This is a genomic window from Microbacterium ginsengiterrae (assembly GCF_014205075.1).
GTDB classification, from domain to species: Bacteria; Actinomycetota; Actinomycetes; order Actinomycetales; family Microbacteriaceae; genus Microbacterium; species Microbacterium ginsengiterrae.
In genome coordinates this window covers 714,334-738,147 of the sequence record NZ_JACHMU010000001.1, presented here as the reverse complement: position 1 = coordinate 738,147, position 23,814 = coordinate 714,334, and the positions used below count along the sequence as shown (strand labels likewise).

Here is a 23,814-nt window from a genome sequence, read left to right as displayed (position 1 = left end):
CGAACGCTCTCCCCTGCCGACTTCCTTTCCGCACCGACGAAGAACAGACGTGGAGACATCCGCATGAGCACCGCCGCCGCGAGCACCAGGCCCCGCCGGAGCCCGCTCCTCATCCCCACACTCACCAAGCAGTGCTGGGGCTTCATGATCGGCTCCGCGTTCTTCGCGCTCGCCACCACCCCAGGCCTCAGCGAGACCCTCGGCTCCACCGGCGCGAACCTGCTGTGCTTCATCGGGGCGTGGTTCTTCACCGCGGCCGGCCTCATCCAGCTGTTCCTCAGCGGGGCCATCTCGGTCGCCGTCGACTACGGGCCTGGTCGGATGGTGCGCGCCGAGTGGCTCGCCGCCGCGACCCAGTCCTTCGGCACCATCCTGTTCAACGTCAGCACGACGTCCGCGCTGTACGCGCGCTCGGTGGCCGCGCAGGACGAGTGGGTCTGGAACCCGGATGCCGGCGGTTCCGTCGCGTTCCTCGTGAGCGGCGTGTTCGTGCTCGTCGCCTACGCGCATGCCGCCAAGGGCTGGGATCCGCGTTCGCGCGGATGGTGGTCCGGTGTCATCAACTTCATCGGCTGCGTCGCCTTCGGCATCTCCGCCGTCGGCGCCTTCGTCCTGCCCAACGGCGACGCCGTCAACAGCACCATCGCCAGCGTCGGCACCTTCATCGGGGCGCTGTCCTTCCTGTTCGCATCCCTGATCGTCCTCCCTGCCTGGGACCGCAAGAGCAAGGCCGCTCCCTCGACGAGCAGCGCGGCATGAGCGCTCCGACCAGTGCCGGTGCGGTCGTCGTCCCAGGGCGCCCCTCCTCCTGGCGACGGATCGTCACGCCGGCCGCCGGTACCGAATCCTTCGCGATCGTCGTGGCCGCCGCCGCCTTCATCCTGTGCCTGCCCATCGCCGCCATCGTGTTCTGGGGGCGCGAGCTGCAGATCTCCGGGCATGCCTCCCTCGGTCAGTTCGTGGCCATCGCCGGCGGGGTGAGCGCTGCCGCGGCCTTCCTCATCTCCCGCTCCCTCAGCACGCGGTACCGCCGCGGCGGTGCCGCGCGACGTGAGCGCTTCCTCTGGTTCGACCTCACCGCCCTGGCGGTGGGGTACGCCGCGATCGCCCTCCTCGGTTGGCTCGGGGCGGCCACGGTCATGGAACACAGCTTCACGGGCGCCACGGTGTTCTCGGTGCCTGCCATGCTGCTGGCATCCGCCGCCGTCGCCGTGAGCGCGTACATCGCGTACATCAGCGGCTCCGACCTCTCGGCGTCGGGCCTGTCGCTCGTGCTCGCGCTCTTCCTCGTCGTCGGCATGGTGACCGCCATGCTCAGCGCGCAGAACCCGCAGTGGTGGCAGATGAACCTGTCAGCGCTCGGCATGACGCACGACATCTCGTCGCTGACGTTCAACCTCACGCTGATCGTCTCCGGGATCATGGTGACGACCATCGCCCGCATCGGTACGGCGGCGATCCCCACGCGCAGCGAGTCCGAGGCGCGGCGCAGGACCGCCGTCCGGGTGCTGTTCGTCCTGCTCGGAGTCCTCCTCGCATGCGTCGGCGTGTTCCCCGTCGACCGGTTCTTCCTCCTGCACAACACCGTGGCCACGGGGATGACGGTGGCCTTCGCCGCCCTCGTGTTCGGTCTGCCGTGGCTCGTGCCGACCATGCCGAAGTCCTTCGTCGTCCTCGGGTTCGTCTTCGTCGCCGTGATGGTGGTGCTCGTCGTGTTCTTCTTCACCGGCGTCTACAACCTCACCGCGGTCGAGCTCATCGCCGCGGTGATGATCTTCGCCTGGATCATCCTGTTCCTCCGCAACGTCCAATCCTCGGCCCCTGCCCGCCTCGAGGAACCCGCACCCACCGCATCGGTCGAGGCGTCATCGACCTCGGCCCCATAAGGCCCGTCGTTAAGGAGACCTCGTGGAACTCGACTCACTGCCTCTGATCGGCATCGCCCTCGCGATCGCGTCGGCGATCGCGCTGTCCGGCGGTAACCTCCTGCAGGCCAAGGGTGTGCGTCGGATGCAGCACTCCTCGGCGCCCGGGCTCATGGCCAAGGCCGCTCAGTTGCTGCGCAACCGGGTGTGGCTGATCGGCGCGGTTCTCCTCGGTGTCTCGATCATCCTGCAGATGGGCAGTCTGGGCTTCGCTCCACTGATCGTGGTGCAACCGGTCGGTGTGACCGCCCTGGTGTTCACGGTCGTCCTCACCGCGCTGATCGCCAAGCGCCGTCCGAGCGCTGCCGTCATCCGTGCGATCGCGACCTGCGTCCTCGGGGTCGCGGCCTTCGTCACCGTCGCCGCGCTGGTCAGCACGCAGACGGCGATCACCGACCAGCAGCTGATCGCCGTGCTCGTCGTCCTCGGCAGCGTGCTCCTCGTCACCGCCATCGTCATGGTCGTCGGTCGGCGGCGGACGACGCCGCCGGTGATGTGGGTGCTCCTCGGCGGGATCTACTCCGCGTTCGTCGCCACGCTCGGCAAGACCGTGATCCTGCGCGTGCAGACCGCGTGGAAACACCACGACCTGACGTTGGACGACAAGAACCTTCTCACGATCGGCTGCCTGATCGGCATCGGGGTCGCCGGTGGCCTCTCCATCTACTTCGTCCAGCGTGCGCACGCGTTCAACAAGCCGGAGGTCGTCGTCGCGGGGCTGACCGTCATCGACCCGGCCATCGCCGTGGTGCTCGGCATCACGATCCTCGGCGAGGCGAACAACGCGCCGGCGCTCTCGATCGTCGCCTTCATCGTCGCCGGTGCGGTGGCCGTCACCGGCGTCTTCCAGCTCTCGCGCGCAGAGCAGGCGGAACCCGCGCTGGACTGATCGACCTTCTTCCCTCCCTCATCCCTTCCCTCATTGGAGGCATTCGTGCTCGCCGTCCTTGCAGACCTCTTGACGATCGGGGTCGCCGTCGCGATCAGTCCGCTCGCGATCGTCGCCGTCATCCTGATGGCGACCTCCGGCAAGGGGCGCACGAACGGCACGGCGTTTGTCCTGGGGTGCTACGTGTTCGCCGTCGCGTTCGTGGGGGTCCTCGTCCTCATCGGGCGGGCCAGCGGGGCAGATGATCCGGACTCCGGTCCGCACCTGTTCATCGACGTCGTCGAGATCGTCCTCGGGCTGATCCTTCTCGCGCTCGCGGTCGTGCAGTGGCGTAAGCGCTCATCGACCGAGACCCCGAAGTGGATGTCCAGCCTCGACGACCTCAGCCTCGCCAAGGCCTTCCTCGTCGGCGTCCTGATCTCCGGCCCGCTCTCGCCCAAGGACCTCCCGCTGCTCGTGGCGGCCGGCGGTCGCATCTCGCAGGCCGCCCTGCCCACCGGCGAGATCGTCGCCGTCATCCTCATCTTCGGTCTGCTCGGCGTGTTCGCCGTCGCGATCCCCTGGGTGCTGAGCGTGCTCTCGCCGAGCCAGGTCGAGAAGAAGCTCGCGGGCCCGCGGACCTGGCTGGTCGCGAACCATGCGGTCATCATGACCGTGCTCTTCGTCATCCTCGGCGTGAAGCTCATGGGGTCCGGCATCGCCGACCTCGCCACCGCAGGAGGCGTCTGAGATGTCGGTGGAGATGATGCTCGCCGTCGTCGTGGCGGTGGTCGTCATCGTCGTCGCGAACGTCATCGCGCGCAAGGTCGGTGTCGCCGGCCCGCTGCTGCTGGTGGGCATCGGCGTGGTGATCGGCTTCCTGCCGATCGTGCCGGCCCTCTCCGTCCCGCCGGAACTGATCCTCGTCGGAGTCCTCCCGCCCCTGCTGTACTCGGCCGCCGTCTCGGCGCCCGCGATCGAGTTCCGTCGAGACTCGACGGCGATCGGCGGCATGGCGGTGCTCCTCGTGATCGTCAGCGCCGTGGTCCTCGGACTGTTCTTCGCGTGGGCGATCCCCGACCTCGGCCTCGCACTCGGCATCGCGCTCGGTGCGATCCTCAGCCCCACCGATGCGGTGGCCACGTCGATCATCAAGAAGCTCGGCGTGCCCCGGCGCGTGCTCACGGTGCTCGAGGGTGAGAGCCTTCTCAACGACGCCACCGCCCTGGTCACGCTGCGCACCGCGATCGCCGCCACGGCCACGGGCTTCTCGATGATCGGGACGCTCGGGTCCTTCGTCTGGGCGGTGCTGTCGGCGGTCATCGTCGGAGCCGTGATCGGCCTCGTCGCCCTGCGGGTGCGCGCGTGGACCGGCAGCTCGACCGCGAACACGGCCCTCGGGCTCACGGTGCCCTACTTCGCCTATCTGCCCACCGAGGCACTCGGCGGATCCGGATTGGTCGCCGCCGTGGTGGCCGGCATCGTCTGTGGACAGGGGGCGATGCGCTGGCTCACGCCGGAGCAGCGGATCTCGGACAAGCTCAACTGGCGCACCATCGAGTTCCTCCTCGAGGGCGCGGTGTTCCTCGTGATGGGTCTCGAACTGTACGGCATCACCGTCAACGGGCGAGCCGAGGCCGTTCTGCTGCCGGGGCTCGGCATCGCCGCGGGGGCGTTCGTCCTGCTGGTCGCGGTGCGTGCGGTGTACGTCTTCCCGATGCTCAACCTGCACAACGTGCGCGTGCGTCGCTCGGTCGAGAAGCGGATCGCGATGAGAGAGGGCGATCACCGTCCCCTGAGCGATCGCGCTCTCCAGGCTCTCGGGCGTGCTCCGCGCTCCGGGGCACGGGGGCAGATCGGTCGGATGCGCAACGACATCGACTACTTCGATTCCGCGCCGCTGACCTGGAAGGACAGCTCGGTCATCGTCTGGGCCGGAATGCGCGGCGTCGTCACGCTCGCCGCTGCGCAGACGCTGCCCGTGAACACCCCGGAGCGTGACCTCCTCGTGTTCGTCGCCTTCCTCGTGGCGGCCGGGAGTCTGCTCCTGCAGGGGCTCACCCTCCCCGTCCTCGTCCGCCTGCTGCGACTGTCGCCTGATGCGTCTGCCGCCAACGCGGGCGAGGGCGACACCGGCCTCATCGCCGCCGACCTCCGAGCCGCTGCGATGACGGCCATCGAGGAGCGCGCGGTCCGCCGCGCGGACGCCTCGCCGTTCCCCGAGGAGGCCTTCGAGATCCCGCGGTCGCGCTTCTTCGACGCGTTGGAACCCTCCGACGACGGGGTGACCCCGGACGCCCTGGAGTTCGAGCTCGCGCTGGTGAAGCTCATGCGCAGGCGACTGCGCGTCCTCAGCGCGTCGGGGCAGTACAGCACGAGTGCGGCGCAGTACATGCTCGACGAGCTGGACGCCTACGAGATCAGCCTCAAGCTGCACCTCGAGAGCGACGCATGACGCAGCCGGGGGCGCCCGACGGGGGATGGGTCCGTCAGCTGACGACGGTCAAGTCCTCCTCCGTGCCCGTCGACCGCATCGTGCTCGGCGCGGTGGGCATCACCGCTCCGGTCGGCATCGCCCTGACGATCGACGCCTCGAACACGACACTGGTCGGGGCAGGGTCCCTGGCATCCATGGGTGCGTTCGTCGGATCGATCATGGACCAGGGCGACGCGGGGATCGAGCGCATCCGCCGCATCTTCCTCGCCTCCGCCCTGGCCACTGTCGGGTTCGCCATCGGCACCCTCGTGCACGGTCACGGGGTGCTCACGCTCATCGCCGTCGTATTGGCGTCACTCGTCTCCGGCCTCGCCGGCACGTTCAGCGCGACCGCATCGCGGTCCGCGCTCTACTTCCTCGTCTACGTCGTCACCGCCGCGAACGCGTCGTTCGGGCTCGACTCGCCGTGGGCCGCCCCGCTGATCTTCGCCGCCGGGGCCGGGTGGCGTCTGCTGCTCACGATCGTGGCGGCCGCATTCATCGGTCGCTCGTTCTCCCCGGAGCGGCGCGCCGTCGCGGGGGCGTACCGCGCCATCGCGGATCAACTCGCCGCAGAGGACGGGCAGGCTGGCGCCGCAGCATCCGCCGCACTCACGCGTGCGTTGAACAACGCCTACGAGGTGCTCGCAGATGCGAGGACGTCGTACATCGCCAGGGCCGTGAAGTGGCAGGCGCTCGTGTCCCTGCTCAATGCCTCGGCTCCGGTCGTGGACGCCGCGATCGCCGCATCATCGGCCCATCCCGGTCGCGTCGACACGCGTGCGGTCGTCTTCCTCCGCGCCACGGCCGCGTGGATCGACGATCCGCGGCGATCGGTGCCGGCATCCTATGACGGCACCGACGAGACCACTCCGGCTGATCGCGCACTCGCCGGCGCCCTGCGCTACGTCTCCTCCGTCGTGGCGGAGAACGACCTGGCACGGCACGGCCGCGTGGCGCGAGGCAGGGACGCCGGGCTCTCCATGCCGACGGCCTCGGGGCGGGGCGAGCGGCCCCTCACCGCACTCGATGCGGGCACGCAGGCGTGGGGCGCCGTGGCGCGCCTCGTGCTGTGCATCGGGATCGCCCAGGCGTTGTCGCTGTGGCTCGGCCTGGCGATGCCGTATCTCGTGATGCTCACAGTGGCCCAGTCGATGAAGCCCGATCTCGGTTCTGTCTTCGCGCGCGCCGTGCAGCGCGGGAGTGGGACGGTCCTCGGCGTGTTCATCGGGTCGGTCGTCATGTTCGCGGTCCCGCGCGATGGGTGGCAACTGCTCATCCTCGCCGTGCTCGCCGGACTGCTGCCGGTGCTGATGCCGCGCAACTTCGCGCTCTTCTCGGCGACGTCGACGGCCGTGGCCGTCCTGCTCGTGGAGATCCACGCCGGGGCGAGCGTCGGGCTCGTCGAGACCCGTCTGCTCGACACCCTGCTCGGGTGTGCGGTGGCGCTGGTGTTCGGTTACCTGGTGTGGCCCTCCACGTGGCGTGCGCCGGCCCAGCTGGGCACATCCGTCGCGCGCGTCCTGCGCGAGGCGTCCGAGTACGCCGGGCTGGCGCTGTCGACGGACGACACCCGCCGGCGCGTGGACGCCAGGCGTGCGGTGAACCGCATGATCTCCGATCTTCGCGCACTGGTGACCCGTTCGCTGGCGGAACCGCGGCCCGTGAGCGCCGCGGCGGCGGCCTGGATGCCGGGGATCACCGCCCTCGAGCGCGTGGTCGACGCGGTCACGGCGGCCGCGACGATCGCGGCGCAGACCGGCACCCCCTGCGATCCGGCCGAGGTGGCGCTGATCCGTTCCGCTCTCGACGAGCTCTCCGCCGCCGCGGCGGCCGGACGCGCACCCGCCTCTCTGACCGTCCCCGACACGGGCCCGCTCGCCGACGTCGGTGACGAGATCACCACCGCCCGCAGTGCGCTGGCCGCCGGCATCCGTGCCGCACACACACGCGCGGCCGCCGCCGCAGACAGGGAGAGCTGATGCAGGAGTTCCTGGCATCCATACCCGCCGTCTTCCTGCTCCTCACCGTCGCGGGAATGGTGGGGATCGAGAGCATCGGGCTTCCGCTTCCCGGGGAGACCGTCCTCATCACGGCGACCATCATCGCGATGGACAACGAAACGCCCGTCTGGGCGATCGCGGCCGCAGCGGCGGTCGGCGCGATCGTCGGAGACAGCCTCGGGTACATCCTCGGCCGTGTGGCCGGTGTCCGACTGCTCGAGTTCGGACGGCGACGGGCACCGAAGGTCTTCCGCACGTCGGCGATCATCGGTGCGGCCCGTCTCATGCACCGTTACGGGGCGCTGGCGATCTTCTTCGCCCGTTTCGTCGCTCTGCTCCGCGTCCTGTCCGGCCCGCTCGCCGGAACGCTCCGATACCCCTACCTGCGCTTCTTCCTCGTCAACGCCGCCGGCGCGGTGGTGTGGTCAGGTGTGGTGACGGGGCTCGTCGTGGCGGCGGGGCGTGCGGTGCACGACATCCTGCACGGCACCGGCGGCATTCTCGCCGGGGTGTTCGCCGTGGTGATCGTCGGCATCGCCGTCGTCATCGTCCGCCGGCGACGCCGACGCCGGGTGGCAGCGGTCGTCGAGGAACCGATCGAGGACGACAGGCCCCTCGTCGAGCTCCTCGACGAGGTCGCTCATGAGCGCGGACGGAAAGAGACCACCCGCTGATGAACGGCGAAGGGGCGCCTCCCGGAGGGAGACGCCCCTGAAGTGGGCACCGTGACCGTCAGCCGGCGATGCGCTCACCGAGACGGTCGAGCTCCGCGGAGGTCAGCCCGCCGGAGAGCAGGTACGCGCCGGCGCCTCCCGCCGCATCCGTCCAGGAGAGCGCCTGCTCGATGGCCGCAGGCGGCGTCCCGGTGGCGAGCGTGCGCAGCTTCGGGGTCACCGGAACGCCGAACGACTCGATCATGTGGATCATGCCATCGGCCCAGGGGCCGGCGAGGTTGGCTTCGGACTGCGCATAGTCGCCGATCACAGCGTCGCGGTCCACGCCGGCGGCATCCAGCATCAGTGCGGTCGCCACGCCGGTGCGATCCTTCCCGGCCGTGCAGTGCACGATCACGCCGGTGGGAGCGTCGTCGTGGGATGCGGCGATGAGCTTCGCGACGCGGGCGAACGCCGCCGCCCCACCCCGGAGCATCTCGACGTACATGTCGCCGAGCTCCGGGATGCGGTCCATGGCCGCTTCGAGCTGCGCGGGTGTCGGTGCGGCACCGGGCGCGGTGAACGTCTTGATGAGATCGCCCGTCGCGCCCTGCAGGATGGACAGCTCCACGACGTCGAACGGACGGGAGTCCGGAAGGCGATCGGGCGCGGTCTCGCGTTCCGCCGGCGTCCGGAAGTCCACCACCGTCCCGATGAGGGTGTCGGCGAACTGGCCGACACCCTCATCGGTGAGGGCACCGAGCGCCTCGGAACGGTAGAGCACGCCGGCACGGCTCGAGCCGCCGCCGCGCAGCGGCAGCCCACCGGTGTCGCGGTAGTTGTACAGTCCGTCGATGCTCGGCACCGTCGGTCAGACCGTCTTGCCGAAGCGGAACGCGCGGACGACGTTCAGCACACCCAACACGACGAGCGAGATGCCGAGAACCCACCACAGCACCTCGGCGCCCCACACGGGCGACAGGAGCAGCACGATGCCGGCGATGATGCTCAGCAGCGCGAACAGCACCGACCACACCTTCGACGAGGAGTCGCCGAGCGTCGTGAACGCCACGACGCCTTCGACGATCCACAGGATTCCGACGAGCACACCGAGGAAGGCGGCCAGCCACACCGTGGTCCCCGAGAGGTTCGCGAAGGCGACGATGCCGGCGACGATGAAGAGGAGACCGAGCAGGATGTGGCCGAGACGGGCCCATCCGCCCTTGTTCTTGCTGAAGATGCCGAGGCCTGCGTAGACGAGCCCGGCGACGATCGTGTAGATCGCGATGATCGCGGTGGCGACCATGGCAGTGCGGCCCGGCCACACGAGGATGAGGATGCCGACGATCACGGCGAGCACGCCGCCGATGCCGATGGCGGTGCGGATGCCGTTGACGGCGGGGGTGACGGGTGAAGCGGTCACGAGTGAGAGTCCTCTCTGCAGTGGGCGCGCGCCGTCGTGGCGCGCGTGAGCGCCGTCCAGCCAGAGGCGCGACGGCTCCTCTCCGATACTGCCCAGAGATGCCGCGCCTCTGCGCGCGTCGGGGCGAAGATCACCCGCCGCATCACCTGAGTCCTCACCCCGGTTCGGGCCGGGTCCCGTGCGGGCGCCGTTCAGGCGAGCGCGTCGCGGACGGCGAAGACGCCCCGCAGCGCCTCGGCGTGCGACGTGCTGAGCGGTGACAGACCGAGACGGATCCCGTCGGGGTACCGAAAATCGGGGATCACGCCGTCGGCCCAGAGGGTGCGGGTGACCTCGGCGAAGTCCGGGTGGCCGATGGTCACGTGCCCGCCGCGGTCGGTCGCCTCCCGTGGACTGAGCAGCCGCACGCCGAGCGGGGCGAGCTCGAGATCGAACGCACGGACCACCAGGTCGGTGAGCGTCTTCGACTTCTCACGCACGGCGACGATCCCGGCCTGCTCGATGAGGTCGAGCATCCCCTGCATGGCGAGCATCCCGAGCACGGGAGGCGTCCCGCTGATGAACTGGCGGATGCCGGCGCCCGGTGTGTACGCGGACCCCATCGCGAAGACGTCGCCCGCCCCCATCCAGCCCTGGACGGGCTGGCGCAGCACGCCGTGATGGCGGGCGGCGACATAGGCGAACGCGGGAGAGCCCGGGCCCCCGTTGAGGTACTTGTACGTGCACCCGACAGCGAGATCGACCTCGCACGTGTCGAGTTCCGTTGGGATGACGCCGGCGGAGTGGCAGAGGTCCCACAGCATGAGCGCGCCGGCGTCGTGGACGGCATCCGTGATCGCGGACATGTCGGCCAGTGCGCCGGAGCGGTAGTCGACGTGGCTGAGGACGACGAGAGCCGTCCGGTCGGACACGGACGCTTCGATGTCCGTGACCTGCACACCGGCGACGGGATCGGGGCTGACCCAGCGCAGCGTGAGGCCGCGCTCGGTCGCGACGCCTTCGGCGATGAACCGGTCGGTGGGGAAGTTGCCCTCCTCCACGACGATTTCCGAGCGGTCGGGACGAGCATCGACGGCCGCGCGGATGAGCTTGTAGAGCAGCACGGTGGTGGAATCGGCGACCACGGTCTGGCCGGGGGCGGCACCGAGGCAGAGTGCGCCGATCCGGTCACCGAGAGCGGTCGGCAGATCCATCCACTGCTCGTCCCACGACCGGATGAGCCGCGTGCCCCAGTCGCCGGCGACGAAGGCGGCGAGCCGATCGGGGAGCTCCCGCAGCGGGCGGCCGAGGGAGTTGCCGTCCAGATACGCGCTGACCCCGGGGGCGTCGACGAACGCGTCGAGGTGCTCGGCGAGCGGGTCGCGGGCGTCGAGCTCGCGGGCTTCTGCGAACAGATCGGTCATTCAGGCCTCCAGATCGATCGGGGTGAGCGGTCGGGCGTCGAGGGGATCGATCGCATCACCGGCCGTGAGGTACCAGGGGGCGCCGGGCGCCGGGTCGAGGGTGCGCAGAAGCTCCCGCCCGTCGATGCCGGCCTCGCGGAGCGCGTCGAGCTCGCGGGGGTTCAGTCCCACCGGAGTCGGGCCGTTGCCCATGTCGGTGCCGTATCGCACGGTGCCGCCGGCCGCGTGGAACCGGCGGACGTTGTCGACGGCGATGGCATACGCCTCACCGGTGTGGATGGCGAGAGTGGAGATCCACACCGCGGACGTCGCCTGCGCCGCGATCTCGGCATCCGTCAGTCGTTCGCTGAAGGGGGCGTGAGCGAGCCGGGTGGCGCCGAGCCGCACGGCCCGCTGCGCTTCGCCGCGGCCCTCGGCGTGCGCGACGACCGGGAGGCCGTGCGCCGCCGCCTGTGCGACGAGGACGCGGAACAGATCGTCCGTGAAGACCGGGCCGGCGGTGCTGTTGCCGGCGATCTTGATGACTGCGGCGCCGGATGCCTTCATCTCGGCGACGGCTCGGGCGGCGTCCGCGGCGTCGGCGACCTCGCGCACCGCGCCCTCCGGCGCCCACGCCCGGTCGGACGGATACCCGCCCGGTGGAGTGAAAAACGCCCCGGCGAAGACGACTTCGACGTCGGCGGGCGGGCACAACTCCGGAGAATGTTCGCGGATCGGCGTGGTTTCGGCGGCAGAAGTCGGTGTTGGCGTCAACACTCCGGAGTTGTGCCCCGCGCGAGCGCGAGCGCGAGCGGCGGCTGCCAGGCGGGCCAACGTGTCCGGGTTGCCGCCGAGGTCGACGACCCGCGCCAGCGGAGAGCCGGAGAGTTGCGTGTGGTCGACGAGCTGCAGGTGCACATGTGCGTCGGTGAAGCCGCCCGTCAGGACGCCCTCGAGCCGCGGCATGTCGGGGGCAGGAGGCTCGTCGTGGACCCGCACCTGCCCGTCCACGACGGTGCCCACCCCTTCACGCCATGCGCCGTCGCGCGAATCGAGGTAGGTGACGGCGCGCATCACGCTCCGATCTCGGTGCGCACCGTGTACAACTCGGGGAAGAACGTCAGCTCCAGCGCGCGCTGGAGGAACCCGACACCGCTCGACCCGCCGGTGCCCGGCTTCATGCCGATCGTGCGCGTGACGGTCTTCAGGTGGCGGAACCGCCAGAACTGGAAGTTGTCCTCGAGGTCGACGAGGTCCTCGCATGCCTCGTACAGATCCCAGTGCGTCTGGGGGTGCTCATAGATCTCGCGGATCGCCGGCACGAGCGAGGGGTGCGGGCGATACGGCTCGCGCACGTCGCGATCGAGGATCTCGGCGGGGATCGGGATGCCACGGCGCGACGCGTAGCGCAGGAATTCGTCGTAGAGAGTGGGGCGCTCGAACTCCGTCGTCAGCAGCGCGAGGTTCGACGGATGATCGCGGAAGACGGAGAGCATCCGCTCGTTCTTGTTGCCGAGGGCGAACTCCACGGCACGGTACTGCACCGACTGGAAGCCGGACGAGTTGCCCAGCGCACCCCGGAACTGCGCGTACTCGGTCGGGGTGAGGGTGGCGAGCACCGACCACTGCTGCGTCATGACGTCCTGGATGCGCTTGACCCGCGCCACGCGCTTGAGCGCCTCGCGCAGGTCGTCGCTCGCCAGCAGGTCGCGTGCCGACGACAGCTCGTGCAGCATCTGCTTGAGCCACAGTTCCGTCGTCTGGTGCTGGATGATGAACAGCATCTCGTCGTGGTGCTGCGGAGAGCTGACCGGATGCTGCGCGGAGAGGAGCGCATCCAGCCCCAGATACGAGCCGTACGTCATCCGGCCGGTGAGGTCGGTGACGATCGTGTCTTCGAGTTCTCGCTCGTTCCCCGCGGCCTCTGCCGAATCGGTGCCCATGATGTCCGAGGATATCCCGAAGGGGCCCTCGATCGTCAGCCTCGGCCGTGGTCAGTCGGTGTGCGCGTCCAGGAAGTCAATGGTCTTCTGCAGGGCCGTTCGCGCATCCGGCATGTCGAGGTGGAACTGGTATTCGTGGGGGAGTGCCGGCTCGTGCGCGGCCGGCCAGAACTGCGTCGTGACGTCGACGCCGAGTTCGTCCAGGCGCTGGGCCATGGGAATCGACTGCAGCCATGTGAGTCCATCGCCGTTGCCCCCGGAGATGTAGGTGGTGGGGAAGTCCGCCGTCACCCAGTCGATCGTCGACATCGTCGCACCGGTGGCGTTCTCGGCCCAGGTCTTCGTCCCGGCGTACGCCCACATCGCCGACTTCAGGCCCCACCCGGCGATGCCGTCGAGCGCGGCGAGGGCGGACAGGTCGTAGACGCCGCAGTTGAGCACTGTCGCGACCACCTGGTCGGCGTCGAGCGCCGGGTCGACGGAGAGGATCTCCGCGTAGTCCGGACTGGTCATGATCGTCGCCATCTGGCTGGCGAGCTGGCCGCCGGCGGAGTCCCCGGCGAGCACGATCTGCGACGCATCGACGTTCAACTCATCGGCGTGGGCATCGATGTACGACAGGGCCTCGTTGAGCTGCCCGACCGCCGTGGGGTACACGCCCTCGGGGCCGAGCGTGTAGTTCACGCCGATGGTCGTGTAGCCCTCGGCGGCGAGGATGCGCAGGTACGGGTCGACGTTCTCCTTCGAACCGGAGATCCATGCGCCGCCGTGGATCCAGACGATCGTCGGCAGGGGGCCCGAAGCGGATGCCGGTGTGAACACGTCCATGGTCGTGTCGGCGCCGTCGTCGGCGTAGGCGACATCGAGGGTCTCGGTGAGCGGGGTGTCGGGGACGTGCTCGTCCATCTCGGCGACTGTGGCGTCGCCGCCGTGCGTGAACACCGCGCGGATCACCATCGCGGAGGGCCACGGCGTGATCGCCCCGATGATCGCGGCGATGAGGAGCACGACGATGATGATGCCGAGCGTGACCCGGGTCTTGAACCAGCGGTGGTGCGGTCGCTTCTGTCGCTCGTCGTCCTCGGTGGTGTGTGCGCGCGCGGATGTCGTCATGGGGTCCCCTCCACGCATCAGTGTGCCAGTACGGCGTCGACCGCGCGCGAGTGGTGCGTCACGCCCCCTGCGCGGACCCCCGCACGAGGCGCTCCAGCCCGAAGGCGAACGCCTCGTCGACGTCGCCGCCGAGACGGAAGGCGCCGGCGAGCTCCATCTGGAGGAAGCCGGTGGCCCACGCCGTGATGAGTCTGGCCATGTGCAGCGCATCGGCCTCGCCCACCAGGGCCGCGGATGCCGTGAGCACAGGGCGTGCGGCGCGCTCGAGGGCCTCCAGTGGTGCGGAGTCGGTGAACATCAATCGGAAGCCGGCCGGCTGCGCGTGGGCATGGGCGCGGTACGCCGCCGCGAGAGCCGCGATGTCGGTTCCGGCCGACTCCAAGCGGACGGCGAGGTCGTCGACGACGGACTCCGCGACCGCGCTGAGGAGGGCGTCGCGATCGCGGACGCGCTTGTACAGCGACGGTGCCCGCACTCCGACACGGGCAGCGACGGCCTGCATCGTGAGACCGTCCGGGCCCTCGGCCTCGAGGATCTCGCGCCCGGCGGTGATGATCTCGGCGTACGACGTACGCGCAGGTGTCGGCATCTGAACCTCCATGGTTATTGACATTAGCCATGATAGCTACGTAACATAGGCATCGCAACCTCCTGAAAGGGGTCCACCATGAAGCTCGCCCCGCACCTGCACCGCCTCGGCAACGACATCGTCGCCGCCTACCTCATCGACCTCCCAGAGGGGATCACGCTCGTCGACGCCGGTCTCCCCGGACACTGGAACGACCTCCAGCACGAGCTGTCGGCGCTCGGGAAGTCGGTCGCCGACATCCGCGGCCTCATCCTCACGCACGGCGACAGCGACCACATCGGCTTCGCCGAGCGACTGCGTCAGGCCGGAGTGCCGGTCTTCATCCACGCCGCCGACGCGCATCGGGTGCGCACGGGCGAGAAGCCCAAGACGGCGATGGGGCCGGCACGCATCTGGCCCCTGCTGGGATTCTTCGGCTACGGCCTTCGCAAGAACGCGCTCCGAACCCGCCATGTGCGGGAAGTGATCGAGGTGGCTGACGGCGATGTGCTCGACCTCCCCGGCGCACCCGTCATCGTCGGCATGCCGGGGCACTCGCCGGGGAGCGTGGCAGTGCATGTGCCGATCGCGGAGGCCGTCTTCGTCGGCGACGCGCTCACCACCAGGCACGTGCTCACGGGCAGGGAGGGTGCCCAGCCCGCGCCGTTCACCGACGACACCGACCAGGCGCTCTCCTCGTTGGACAGGTTGACGGGCCTCGAGGCGTCATGGGTGCTGCCGGGCCACGGCGCACCGTGGCGCGGCGCACCCGCCGACGTCGTCGCCGCTGTCCGCGGCGCGGACTGAGCTCAGCTCCCCTCGCGGATGAGCTGAGCGCACATCTCGCCCATCATCATCACGGTGATGTTGGGGTTCACGGTCGTGATCTCCGGCATCGCCGACGCATCGACGACCCGGAGGCGCGACACGCCCTTCACGCGCAGCTGCGGGTCGAGGGGCGACATGTCGTCATCCGCCGGGCCCATCCGCACGGTGCCCACCGGGTGGTAGACGGTGTTGTGCGTGGCACGGATGTATGCGGCGAGGTCCTCGTCGGTCGTCGCGTCCGCGCCGGGTGCGAGCTCGCGTCCGGCCCACTCGGCCATCGCCGGCTGGGCGACGATCTCACGTGCCTTGCGGATGCCGGCGATCATGACCCGCATGTCGTGGCCCTCGGGGTCGGTGAAGTACCGCGGATCGACCTTGGGCTTGTCCCGGTAGTCGATCGAACGCAGCCGCACCGTGCCGCGAGAACGGGCGTGCGTGACGTTGGGGGTGAGGCAGATCATCTCCTCGGCGGTCGGATATCCGGCACGGTACGTGTGCATGTCGAACGGCACGGAGCCGTAGTGCATCATGAGGTCAGGGCGGTCGAGCCCGTCCTCCGTCGGTGCGAAGATGCCGATCTCCCACCACTGCGTCGAGGTGCGCGGCATCGGCTTCTTCGCCTCCCACTGCACCACGCCCTCCGGATGGTCGGCGAGGTTCGAGCCGACGCCGGGGGAGTCGACGCGGACCTCGATACCGATCTCGCGCAGATGGTCGGCCGGCCCGATCCCGGAGAGCATGAGCAGCTGCGGGGTGTTGATGGCCCCCGCCGACAGGATCACCTCGCGGCGGGCGGCGATGTGGGCAGGGCGGCCGAACGGGTTGTCGTAGCTGACGACACCCGTGCATGCGCCCTCGTCGTCGAAGGTCAGCCTGCTGACGTGTGCACCCGTGAGGATCGTGAGGTTCTCACGCTCGAGGATCGGGTGCAGGTATGACACCGACGAGGAGGCCCGCGTGCCGTCCGCCTGACGGTTGATCTGGAAGAAGTTCGCGCCGTTGATGACGGTCTCGCCGCTGTTGAACCTCACGCGGGGGATGCCGGCCTGCTCGCACGCGTCGAGCAGGGCCACACCGCACGGGTCCTCCGGCGGGATGTTCATGAGATGAACAGGGCCGTCGTGGCCGTGGTGCTCGCCCTCGTCCTCGTTCGTCTCCAGCTTCCGGTACAGCGGGTACGTCCGCTCGGATTCCCAGCCGGCTGCTCCGTGGACCTGTGCCCAGTCGTCGAGGTCTTCACGCGGCGCCCAGAACGCGATGCAGGAGTTGTGCGACGAGCATCCGCCCAGCACCTTCGCGCGGGCGTGACGCATGAACGAGTTGCCGTTCTCCTGCGGCTCGATCGGGTAGTCCCAGTCGAAGCCGGACTCGAGCAGCTCCATCCAGCGGTCGAGCTGCAGCACGACCTCTTCTTCGGTGTCGGACGGGCCGGCCTCCAGCAGGCCGACCGTCACGGAGGGATCCTCGCTGAGGCGCGCCGCCACGGCTGCGCCGGCCGAGCCGCCGCCGACGATGACGTAGTCGAAGGTGTGAGTCGTCTCCATGGTCGTCTCCTGTCCTCAGTGCTCGGGGAACCAGCCGGTGACGGCCGGGGCGAGGTTCTGGTAGATGTGCTTGGCCTCCTGGTACTCCGCGAGTCCCGTGGGGCCGAGTTCTCGGCCGAAGCCGGACTGCTTGAACCCGCCCCATTCCGCCTGCGGGAGGTAGGGGTGGAAGTCGTTGATCCAGATCGTGCCGTGACGAAGCCGACGGGCGATGCGCTGCGTGCGTCCGGCATCCTGGGTCCAGACGGCACCGGCGAGACCGTAGATGGTGTCGTTGGCCGTCTCGACCGCCTCGTCCTCCGTGGTGAAGGTCTCCACTGTCACGACGGGACCGAACGCCTCGTCGCGCACGACGGACATCCCGCGCTCCACCTGGTCGAGCACGGTCGGCAGATAGTAGAACCCGTCGGCCAGATCGCCCTCCGGGGCGCGGCCACCCGTCCGCAGGCGCGCGCCCTCCGCGACGCCGGCCTGCACGTAGGCGTCGACCTTCTCCCGATGCTCCTTCGAGATGAGCGGGCCGGAGTCGGCGCTGTCGTCGAACGGGCCGCCGAGGCGGATCCCCTCTGCTCGGCGCACGAGTTCGTCGACGAAGCGCTCGGCGATGGATTCCTCGACGATCAGGCGTGCGCCGGCGGAGCAGACCTGACCGGAGTGCACGAACGCCGCGTTGAGGGCGTTGTCGACGGCGGCATCGAAGTCGGCGTCCGCGAAGATGACATTGGGGTTCTTGCCACCGAGCTCGAGGGCGACCTTCTTGACGGTCGCCGCCGCGTTGGCCGCCAGCAGACGACCGGTGACAAGGCCGCCGGTGAAGGAGATCATGTCGACGTCCTCATGCGTCGACAGTGGGTCACCGGCTGTCGCACCCGATCCGAGGACGAGGTTCGCGACTCCGGCCGGGAGTCCGAGCTCGTCGAGGACGTCCATCATGAGCATCGCGGTGTGCGGCGTGAGCTCCGCGGGCTTGAGGACGAAGGAGTTGCCTGCGGCGAGAGCAGGCGCGATCTTCCATGCTGCCTGGAGCAGGGGGTAGTTCCACGGTGTGATGAGCGCACACACACCCACCGGCTCGTACTCGATGCGGCTGAGGACGTTCGCGTCCCCGGCGTCGACGATGCGACCGGCATTCTCCGCGGCGAGCTTTCCGAAGTAGTCGAAGCATGCGGCGATGTCGTCCATGTCGATGCGCGACTCGACGATGCGCTTGCCCGTGTCGAGGGACTCCGCCCTGGCGAACTCCTCCTTGCGTTCACGCAGACGCGCGGCCACTCTCAGCAGGAAGTCTCCGCGCTGGGCGGCGGGCGTGGAGCTCCACACGCCACTGTCGAACGCCCGGCGGGCCGCCGCGATCGCCGCGATCGTGTCCGCCTCCGACGCCTCGTCGACGACGGCGACGAGCGCGCCGTCGGCCGGGCAGTGGATCTCACGGGTGCCGCCTTCGACCGCGGAGGTCCAGGCGCCGTCGATGAAGAGAGTCGAGGTCATGGGGTGTCCTTTTCGCTGGGAGCATCGGCGGCGGGTGCTTCCGCGATGCTGTCGGTGGTCGGTCCCTGGAAGTCGTCCTGCCAGTCGGTGATCACCGGGAGGGCCTCGGTGAACACCGGCTCCGGCACGTCGACGGTGATGCGCAGGTACTCGAGGTGCGATTCGTAGGCGCTGAGCACATCGGTGATGAGCTGCTCCCCGGTGTAGCCGTACACGTCGTATCCTCGCGACCCGGTCGCCGAGAAGATCTCGAGGCGGTAGTACTCCGCCGACTCGCTGACGCTGCGGTAGGCGAACGTCGGAAGGTCGTGGCAGACCGGGTACACCTGGTACGTGAAGTCCTCGGCGCCGTCGAAGTGGACCGTGAGGATGATCGACGGCATCTCGAGCTCGTCGATCTCGATACGGTCCACCGACGCCTGCGCACCGGAGGCGCGCAGTTCGTCCGCGACCTCCTGCAGCGCCGGAGTGGCGACCCTGTCCAGGTAGGCGATCGTCTGCGTGCGCTGCGGGAACGTCGTCGAGCGCTTGAGCCGCTGACGCCAGCTCGTCTGAGTCGCGCCGATCCGTCCGGGGAGTGTCGCGATGTATCCCGCACGGTGCTGCTTCTCCGAACCGAGGGCGCGGTAGAGCGAGATCATCACGAGATAGAGCAGCAACGAGACGGGCAGGCCGATGATCAGCGTGGCCGCCTGCAACGTCGGCACGCCGCCGACGAGCAGCATGCCCAGCGTCAGCAGACCGGTGGCGAGCGACCAGAAGATGCGCTGCAGCTTGCCGGCGTCCTGGCGCGGGTCCTCCATCTTCGATGTCAGGTTCGCCAGTACCAGGGCTCCGGAGTCGGCCGAGGTGACGTAGAAGAGCAGACCGGTCAGCAGTGCCACCCCGAGCACGACGGGGGCGGCCGGGTACTGCTGCAGCAGGTCGAAGAACGCGCGTTCCGGCGTGTTGACGGCGGCCTCTGCGAATGCCGTGTCGCCACCGAGGATCAGCTCGAGGGCGGAGTTGCCGAACACGGAGATGAAGATCGCGATGAAGGCGAACGGGATCACGAGGACGCCGACGATGAACTGGCGCAGCGTCCGTCCGCGGGAGATGCGCGCGAGGAACAAGCCGACGAAGGGCGCCCAGGCCACCCACCACGCCCAGAAGAACAGCGTCCACGCCTGCATCCAGTCGTCAGGGCGCGACCATGCGAACGTGTCCATCAGCATGCTCGGGAACGATGCGACGAAGTCGCCGACGTTCATCACGAGCCCGTCCATGATGCGACGGGTCTGCCCGGTGACGGTGATCCAGAGGAGGAGGGCGATCGCGAGGATGACGTTCGCCTCGGAGAGGCGGCGGATGCCCTTCTCGACGCCGGAGACCGTGGAGATCGTCGCCATCGCGACGGCCAGCACGATCAGGGCGATCTGCATCGAGACGCCGTCGGGAGTGCCGAAGAGCACGTGCATGCCGTAGCTGAGCTGCACGACACCGATGCCGAGGGTCGTGGCGATGCCGAAGACGGTGCCGAGCACGGTGAAGATGTCGACACTGTGACCGAGCCAGCCGGCGGAGCGCTTGCCGAGCACGGGGGCGAGGATCGAGCGGATGCTGAGGGGCTGGTTGCGGCGGTAGGCGAAGTAGGCGAATGCCGCGCCCATCAGCGCGTACATCGCCCAGCCGACGGGGCCGTAGTGGAAGAAGGTCCACACGATGGCCTGACGCGCGGCGGCGATCGTCTCGCCCTCGCCGGTCGGCGGGTTCATGTACTGGGCCGCGGGCTCGGACACGGAGAAGAACATCAGGTCGATGCCGATTCCGGCGGCGAACAGCATGGACGCCCACGTGAACATGCTGAACTGCGGCTTGGCATGATCGGGGCCGAGTTTGATGCGACCGGCTGCGGAGAACGCCACGATGAGGACGAACACGACCACGATCGTGGCGGTGAGGACGAAGTACCAGCCGAAGTTCGACGAGATCCAGACGACCATGACGCCGATCACGTCGCCGGCGTTCGCCGGGGCGACGATCGCCCAGATCGCGATGGCGAGGATCGCGATGGCGGAGCCGATGAGCACGGGCCAGCGAGGCGGCGGAGCGGAGTTTCGTCGCGTGCGGGCAGGGGAGGACGAATTGGCTTCAGTCATCACGTCGAGTCTCGTCAGGCGCCGGGGCGCAGTCATCGTCGGTTTCGGGTTGGCACCGACGATAGCAAAGGCCCCGTGCCGCTCAGGAAAATCGTTCGAGGACTTCCGCGCTCCCGCTGATCGTGATATGCGGCGGGTACAGACCCATCACCTGTATCGCTGCGGCGTGGTTCTCGGCGGTCGAGCCCGCGCACGCGTCCTCTGCGATCGTGACGTGTGCGCCGGCGTCGACGGCGGCGAGGGCCGTCGAGATGACGCAGCAGTCCGTGGAGACTCCGGCGAGCACGACATGTGCACCGCTGCCGACGATCTCCTCGATCTCCGCGCCCCATTTCCCGAACGTCGGCAGGTCAAGGGTCGGGTGCGGAGAGAGCCCGCGCACCTCCGGGACGAGATCGAACAGAGGGTCGGTCAGCGGACGGTCCGCGAACGGCCACGCGGCGAAGTACTCGCCCCACGACGTCGCGCGGTCGGCCGTCGGCATCCAACGCGTGACGAGCACGCGATCGCCGAACGCTGCAGCCAGGGCCTGCATCCTCGGCAGGGCATCGGCGAAGAACGGCGAGCCCCAGTCGGAGTCCGGTGCGGCGAAGATGTTCTGTGGGTCGATGACGACGAGCCAGCCGTCCTCGTTCGCGGTCACGACTCCTGCCGTCGGATCGTCGCCGCGCGCGCGAACCAGGTGACGAGGAACGACAGCACGAGCGCGAAGAACACGCCGAGGTTCGCGTACGCCCAGTCACCGTCCCGACCGCCGATGATCCCCAGCAGGTATCCCTGCCAGTTGTTCCAGGCGGCCTCTGCGGCGAAGTTGTTCACGACGAAACCCCAACCGATCACCGAGGCGACGACCATCGTGACGATGGACGTCCAGTCCCATGCGCCGTAGCGTCCGCTCGCGTCGAACAGGGCCTCGTCGTCGTAGTCCTTCCGGCGACGGAGGATGTCGGCGATGAGGATGCCGGCCCACGATGCCAGTGGGACGCCGAGAGTGATGAGGAAGGACTGGAAGGGGCCGAGGAAGTCGGTGGCGAAGAACACCACCCAGATCGTCCCGAGCGTGAGGATGGCACCGTCCACGGCGGCGGCCGACGGGCGAGGGATGCGGATGCCGAGGCTGATGAGCGTCAGCCCGGAGGAGTAGATCCCGAGGACGGCGCCGGAGACGAGTGCGAGCACGGCAGTGAGCAGGAACGGCACGAGCACCCAGATCGGCAGCAGGGTCGCGAGCGCGCCGATCGGATCGGCGCCGACCGCGGCCAGGAGGTCGTCGTCGGATCCGGCGAGCAGGAGTCCGAAGACCACCAGCAGCACCGGCGCGACGGCACCGCCGAAGGTGTTCCAGAACACGATCGCGCCGTCGGACGCCGTGCGCTTCTGGTAGCGGGACCAGTCGGCGGCGATGTTGATCCACCCGAGGCCGAACCCGGTCATGACCATCACCAGGGCGCCGATCACCGCGCCGATGTTTCCATCCGGACGGGCCATGACGGCGGCGAGATCGATGTGCGGGATCGTCAGGATGACGTAGAGGACGGTGACGAGCCCGGTGATCCACGTGAGCACCGACTGCATCTTCATGATCGTGTGGTAACCGAGGACGGACGCGCCGACGATGAGCGCCGCCACGACGACGGTCGCGACGATCTTCAGTGCGACATTGTCCCCTTCGCCGCCGAGTTGGGAGATGACGGTGGCGGTGGCGAGCACCGCCATGATCGCCAGGAACGTCTCCCAGCCGATCGAGGTGAGCCAGGACACGATCCCGGGGACCTTCTGGCCGTGTACGCCGAATGCCGCTCGCGAGAGCACCATCGTCGGCGCTGATCCGCGCTTGCCGGCGATGGCGATGAGCCCGCACAGCGCGAACGAGACGACGATCCCGATGACCGAGACGATCGTCGCCTGCCAGAACGAGATGCCGAATCCGAGGACGAACGACCCGTACGACATTCCGAACACGGAGACGTTCGCGGCGAACCACGGCCAGAACAGATCTCTCGGCCTCGCTGTGCGTTCCGCCTCGGGGATGATCTCGATGCCGGCGCGCTCGATCAGTGCTGGGGTCGCCGCGATCTTCTCAGACATGACCCCATATTGGCACTGCCGGCGCCCCTGTCGGCACTGCCGGCACGCCGACGCGCCGCACGCGTCCGCCGTGGCGGATCAGGCCGAGAAGAAGGCCTCGGCGACGCGGGTGAGATCGTGCAGATCGCTCACTCCGGCGAGTTCGCGAGCCGAGTGCATCGACAGGATCGGGATGCCGACGTCGACGGTGCGGATTCCCAGACGGGTCGCCGTGATCGGCCCGATCGTCGAGCCGCAGGGGACCGCGTTGTTCGAGACGAACTCCTGGGAGGCGACGCCGGCGGTCCGGCACCACTGCGCCCAGGATGCGGCGCCGACCGCGTCCGTCGCGTAGCGCTGATTGGCGTTGATCTTGAGGATGGGGCCGGAGCCGAGCAGCGGCTGGACGACCGGGTCGTGCTTGTAGGCGTAGTTCGGGTGCACGGAGTGGCCGACATCACTCGACAGGTGCCAGGATGCGGCGTACGCGCGGCGCAGCTCGCCGCCATCTGCGCCGAGGCCTTCATACACGCGAGCGAGGACGTCCTCGAGGAAGGGGCCCGCCGCGCCGGACCGCGACGCGGAGCCGAGTTCCTCATGGTCGAAGGCAGCGAGGACGGCGATGCGCTCGGTCGCCCGGGCGGACACCTCACCGAGGGCCACGACGCCGGCGTGCACGGAGGCGAGATCATCGAGCCGGCCGCTGGCGAAGAACGCGTCGTCCTTGCCGAACACGCTGCCGCGCGCGGAGTCGGCGATCACGGCGTCGAAGCCGCGGATGTCGGCGGCGTCGACGCCCGCCGAGGCGGCGAGCTCGCCGAGCAGATCCGCGGACGTCGGGTCTCCGAGCCCCCACACCGGCTGCGTCTGCGTCTGCTTGTCCAGGGCGAGACCGCTGTTCGCCTCCCGGTCGAGGTGCACGGCCAGTTGCGGCAGTCGCAGCAGGGCGCCGGTGTCGGCGAGCACCACGCGGCCGTCGGCGAGCGCCAGTCGTCCGGCGAGGCGCAGCTCCCGGTCAAGCCAGGAGTTCAGCAGCGGGCCGCCGTACACCTCGACTCCCGCCTGCAGCCAGCCGCGTGCACCGGTGGTCGGCCGGGGCTTCAGCTTGAAGCCGGGGGAGTCCGTGTGTGCGCCGAAGATCTGTGCGGGTGTCGTCGGCAGGGCGGCGGAGGGGACGACCCAGGCGATGACGGCGCCGTCCCGCACGACGAGGAATCGTCCGCCGGGTTGGGCGGGCCAGGCATCCTCTTCCGAGAGCCGGACGAAACCGGCCTCCTCAAGGCGTCGGGCGACCTCGGCGGCGGCGTGGTAGCTCGACGGGGATGCGGCGACGAAGTCGGCGAGATCCTCTGCGTGGGCGAGGGCTGCGGGAGTGACGACCATGGGTTCGATCGT

21 protein-coding genes are annotated in these 23,814 nt (G+C 69.2%); 8 read left to right on the top strand and 13 right to left on the bottom strand.

What is annotated here, in order from left to right; all coding sequences use genetic code 11:
• The first annotated feature begins 63 nt into the window (after window positions 1–63).
• The 7 genes from HD600_RS03735 to HD600_RS03705 are packed head-to-tail and all read left to right on the top strand — an operon-like array spanning window position 64 to window position 7,946.
• Complete coding sequence (locus HD600_RS03735) at window positions 64–759, top strand: hypothetical protein (RefSeq protein WP_144792769.1); 696 nt, start codon at window positions 64–66, stop codon at window positions 757–759.
• A complete protein-coding gene (locus tag HD600_RS03730; RefSeq protein ID WP_184281602.1) occupies window positions 756–1,886 on the top strand; it encodes a DUF998 domain-containing protein in 1,131 nt (376 codons plus the stop codon). The genes HD600_RS03735 and HD600_RS03730 overlap by 4 nt, the downstream gene beginning before the upstream one ends.
• A gap of 22 nt (window positions 1,887–1,908) precedes the next feature.
• Window positions 1,909–2,814 (top strand): DMT family transporter, encoded by a 906-nt coding sequence (locus tag HD600_RS03725; RefSeq protein WP_184281600.1) that lies wholly within the window; start codon window positions 1,909–1,911, stop codon window positions 2,812–2,814.
• Between the two features lie 45 nt (window positions 2,815–2,859).
• Complete coding sequence (locus HD600_RS03720) at window positions 2,860–3,543, top strand: GAP family protein (RefSeq protein WP_184281598.1); 684 nt, start codon at window positions 2,860–2,862, stop codon at window positions 3,541–3,543.
• Between the two features lies 1 nt (window position 3,544).
• Window positions 3,545–5,248, top strand: coding sequence for a cation:proton antiporter (locus tag HD600_RS03715; protein ID WP_206705676.1), 1,704 nt, complete (start codon window positions 3,545–3,547; stop codon window positions 5,246–5,248).
• Window positions 5,245–7,251, top strand: coding sequence for an FUSC family protein (locus tag HD600_RS03710; protein WP_184281596.1), 2,007 nt, complete (start codon window positions 5,245–5,247; stop codon window positions 7,249–7,251). Before HD600_RS03715 ends, HD600_RS03710 begins: the two co-directional genes overlap by 4 nt.
• Window positions 7,251–7,946, top strand: coding sequence for a DedA family protein (locus tag HD600_RS03705; RefSeq protein ID WP_184281594.1), 696 nt, complete (start codon window positions 7,251–7,253; stop codon window positions 7,944–7,946). The genes HD600_RS03710 and HD600_RS03705 overlap by 1 nt, the downstream gene beginning before the upstream one ends.
• A gap of 58 nt (window positions 7,947–8,004) precedes the next feature.
• On the opposite strand, the gene HD600_RS03700 is transcribed toward HD600_RS03705, so the two are convergent.
• The 7 genes from HD600_RS03700 to HD600_RS03670 form a co-directional block, all read right to left on the bottom strand.
• Window positions 8,005–8,790: a tyrosine-protein phosphatase gene (locus HD600_RS03700; RefSeq protein ID WP_184281592.1), complete on the bottom strand. Its 786-nt coding sequence runs from the start codon at window positions 8,788–8,790 to the stop codon at window positions 8,005–8,007.
• Window positions 8,791–8,796: 6 nt separating this feature from the next.
• Window positions 8,797–9,348 carry a DUF308 domain-containing protein gene (locus HD600_RS03695; RefSeq protein WP_184281590.1) on the bottom strand — a complete coding sequence of 184 codons (552 nt, stop codon included), beginning with the start codon at window positions 9,346–9,348 and terminating at the stop codon, window positions 8,797–8,799.
• Between the two features lie 191 nt (window positions 9,349–9,539).
• Window positions 9,540–10,751, bottom strand: a complete 1,212-nt coding sequence (locus HD600_RS03690) for a kynureninase (protein WP_184281588.1) — start codon at window positions 10,749–10,751, stop codon at window positions 9,540–9,542.
• Entirely contained in the window at window positions 10,752–11,804 is a 1,053-nt protein-coding gene (locus HD600_RS03685) for an amidohydrolase family protein (RefSeq protein ID WP_184281586.1), read from the bottom strand.
• Complete coding sequence (locus HD600_RS03680; RefSeq protein ID WP_184281584.1) at window positions 11,804–12,673, bottom strand: tryptophan 2,3-dioxygenase; 870 nt, start codon at window positions 12,671–12,673, stop codon at window positions 11,804–11,806. Before HD600_RS03680 ends, HD600_RS03685 begins: the two co-directional genes overlap by 1 nt.
• A gap of 51 nt (window positions 12,674–12,724) precedes the next feature.
• Window positions 12,725–13,786, bottom strand: coding sequence for an alpha/beta hydrolase (locus HD600_RS03675; protein WP_184281582.1), 1,062 nt, complete (start codon window positions 13,784–13,786; stop codon window positions 12,725–12,727).
• 58 nt (window positions 13,787–13,844) lie between these two features.
• Window positions 13,845–14,375 (bottom strand): TetR/AcrR family transcriptional regulator, encoded by a 531-nt coding sequence (locus HD600_RS03670; RefSeq protein WP_184281580.1) that lies wholly within the window; start codon window positions 14,373–14,375, stop codon window positions 13,845–13,847.
• 78 nt (window positions 14,376–14,453) lie between these two features.
• On the opposite strand from HD600_RS03670, the gene HD600_RS03665 reads away from it, so the two are divergent.
• The gene (locus tag HD600_RS03665) at window positions 14,454–15,161 is read left to right on the top strand and encodes an MBL fold metallo-hydrolase (protein WP_184281578.1); all 708 of its coding nucleotides are present in this window, start codon (window positions 14,454–14,456) and stop codon (window positions 15,159–15,161) included.
• 2 nt (window positions 15,162–15,163) lie between these two features.
• Here HD600_RS03665 and HD600_RS03660 read toward each other — a convergent pair whose 3' ends face one another.
• The 6 genes from HD600_RS03660 to HD600_RS03635 form a co-directional block, all read right to left on the bottom strand.
• The gene (locus tag HD600_RS03660; RefSeq protein WP_184281576.1) at window positions 15,164–16,726 is read right to left on the bottom strand and encodes a GMC family oxidoreductase; all 1,563 of its coding nucleotides are present in this window, start codon (window positions 16,724–16,726) and stop codon (window positions 15,164–15,166) included.
• Window positions 16,727–16,741: 15 nt separating this feature from the next.
• Entirely contained in the window at window positions 16,742–18,214 is a 1,473-nt protein-coding gene (locus HD600_RS03655) for an aldehyde dehydrogenase family protein (protein WP_184281574.1), read from the bottom strand.
• On the bottom strand, window positions 18,211–20,352 hold the full coding sequence (gene betT, locus HD600_RS03650) for a choline BCCT transporter BetT (RefSeq protein ID WP_184281571.1): 2,142 nt from the start codon (window positions 20,350–20,352) through the stop codon (window positions 18,211–18,213). Before betT ends, HD600_RS03655 begins: the two co-directional genes overlap by 4 nt.
• Before the next feature lie 82 nt (window positions 20,353–20,434).
• Window positions 20,435–20,995, bottom strand: a complete 561-nt coding sequence (locus HD600_RS03645; protein ID WP_184281570.1) for an isochorismatase family protein — start codon at window positions 20,993–20,995, stop codon at window positions 20,435–20,437.
• Window positions 20,992–22,440 (bottom strand): purine-cytosine permease family protein, encoded by a 1,449-nt coding sequence (locus tag HD600_RS03640; RefSeq protein WP_184281568.1) that lies wholly within the window; start codon window positions 22,438–22,440, stop codon window positions 20,992–20,994. The genes HD600_RS03645 and HD600_RS03640 overlap by 4 nt, the downstream gene beginning before the upstream one ends.
• Before the next feature lie 78 nt (window positions 22,441–22,518).
• Window positions 22,519–23,802 (bottom strand): M18 family aminopeptidase, encoded by a 1,284-nt coding sequence (locus tag HD600_RS03635; RefSeq protein ID WP_144792740.1) that lies wholly within the window; start codon window positions 23,800–23,802, stop codon window positions 22,519–22,521.
• Window positions 23,803–23,814 lie beyond the last annotated feature (12 nt).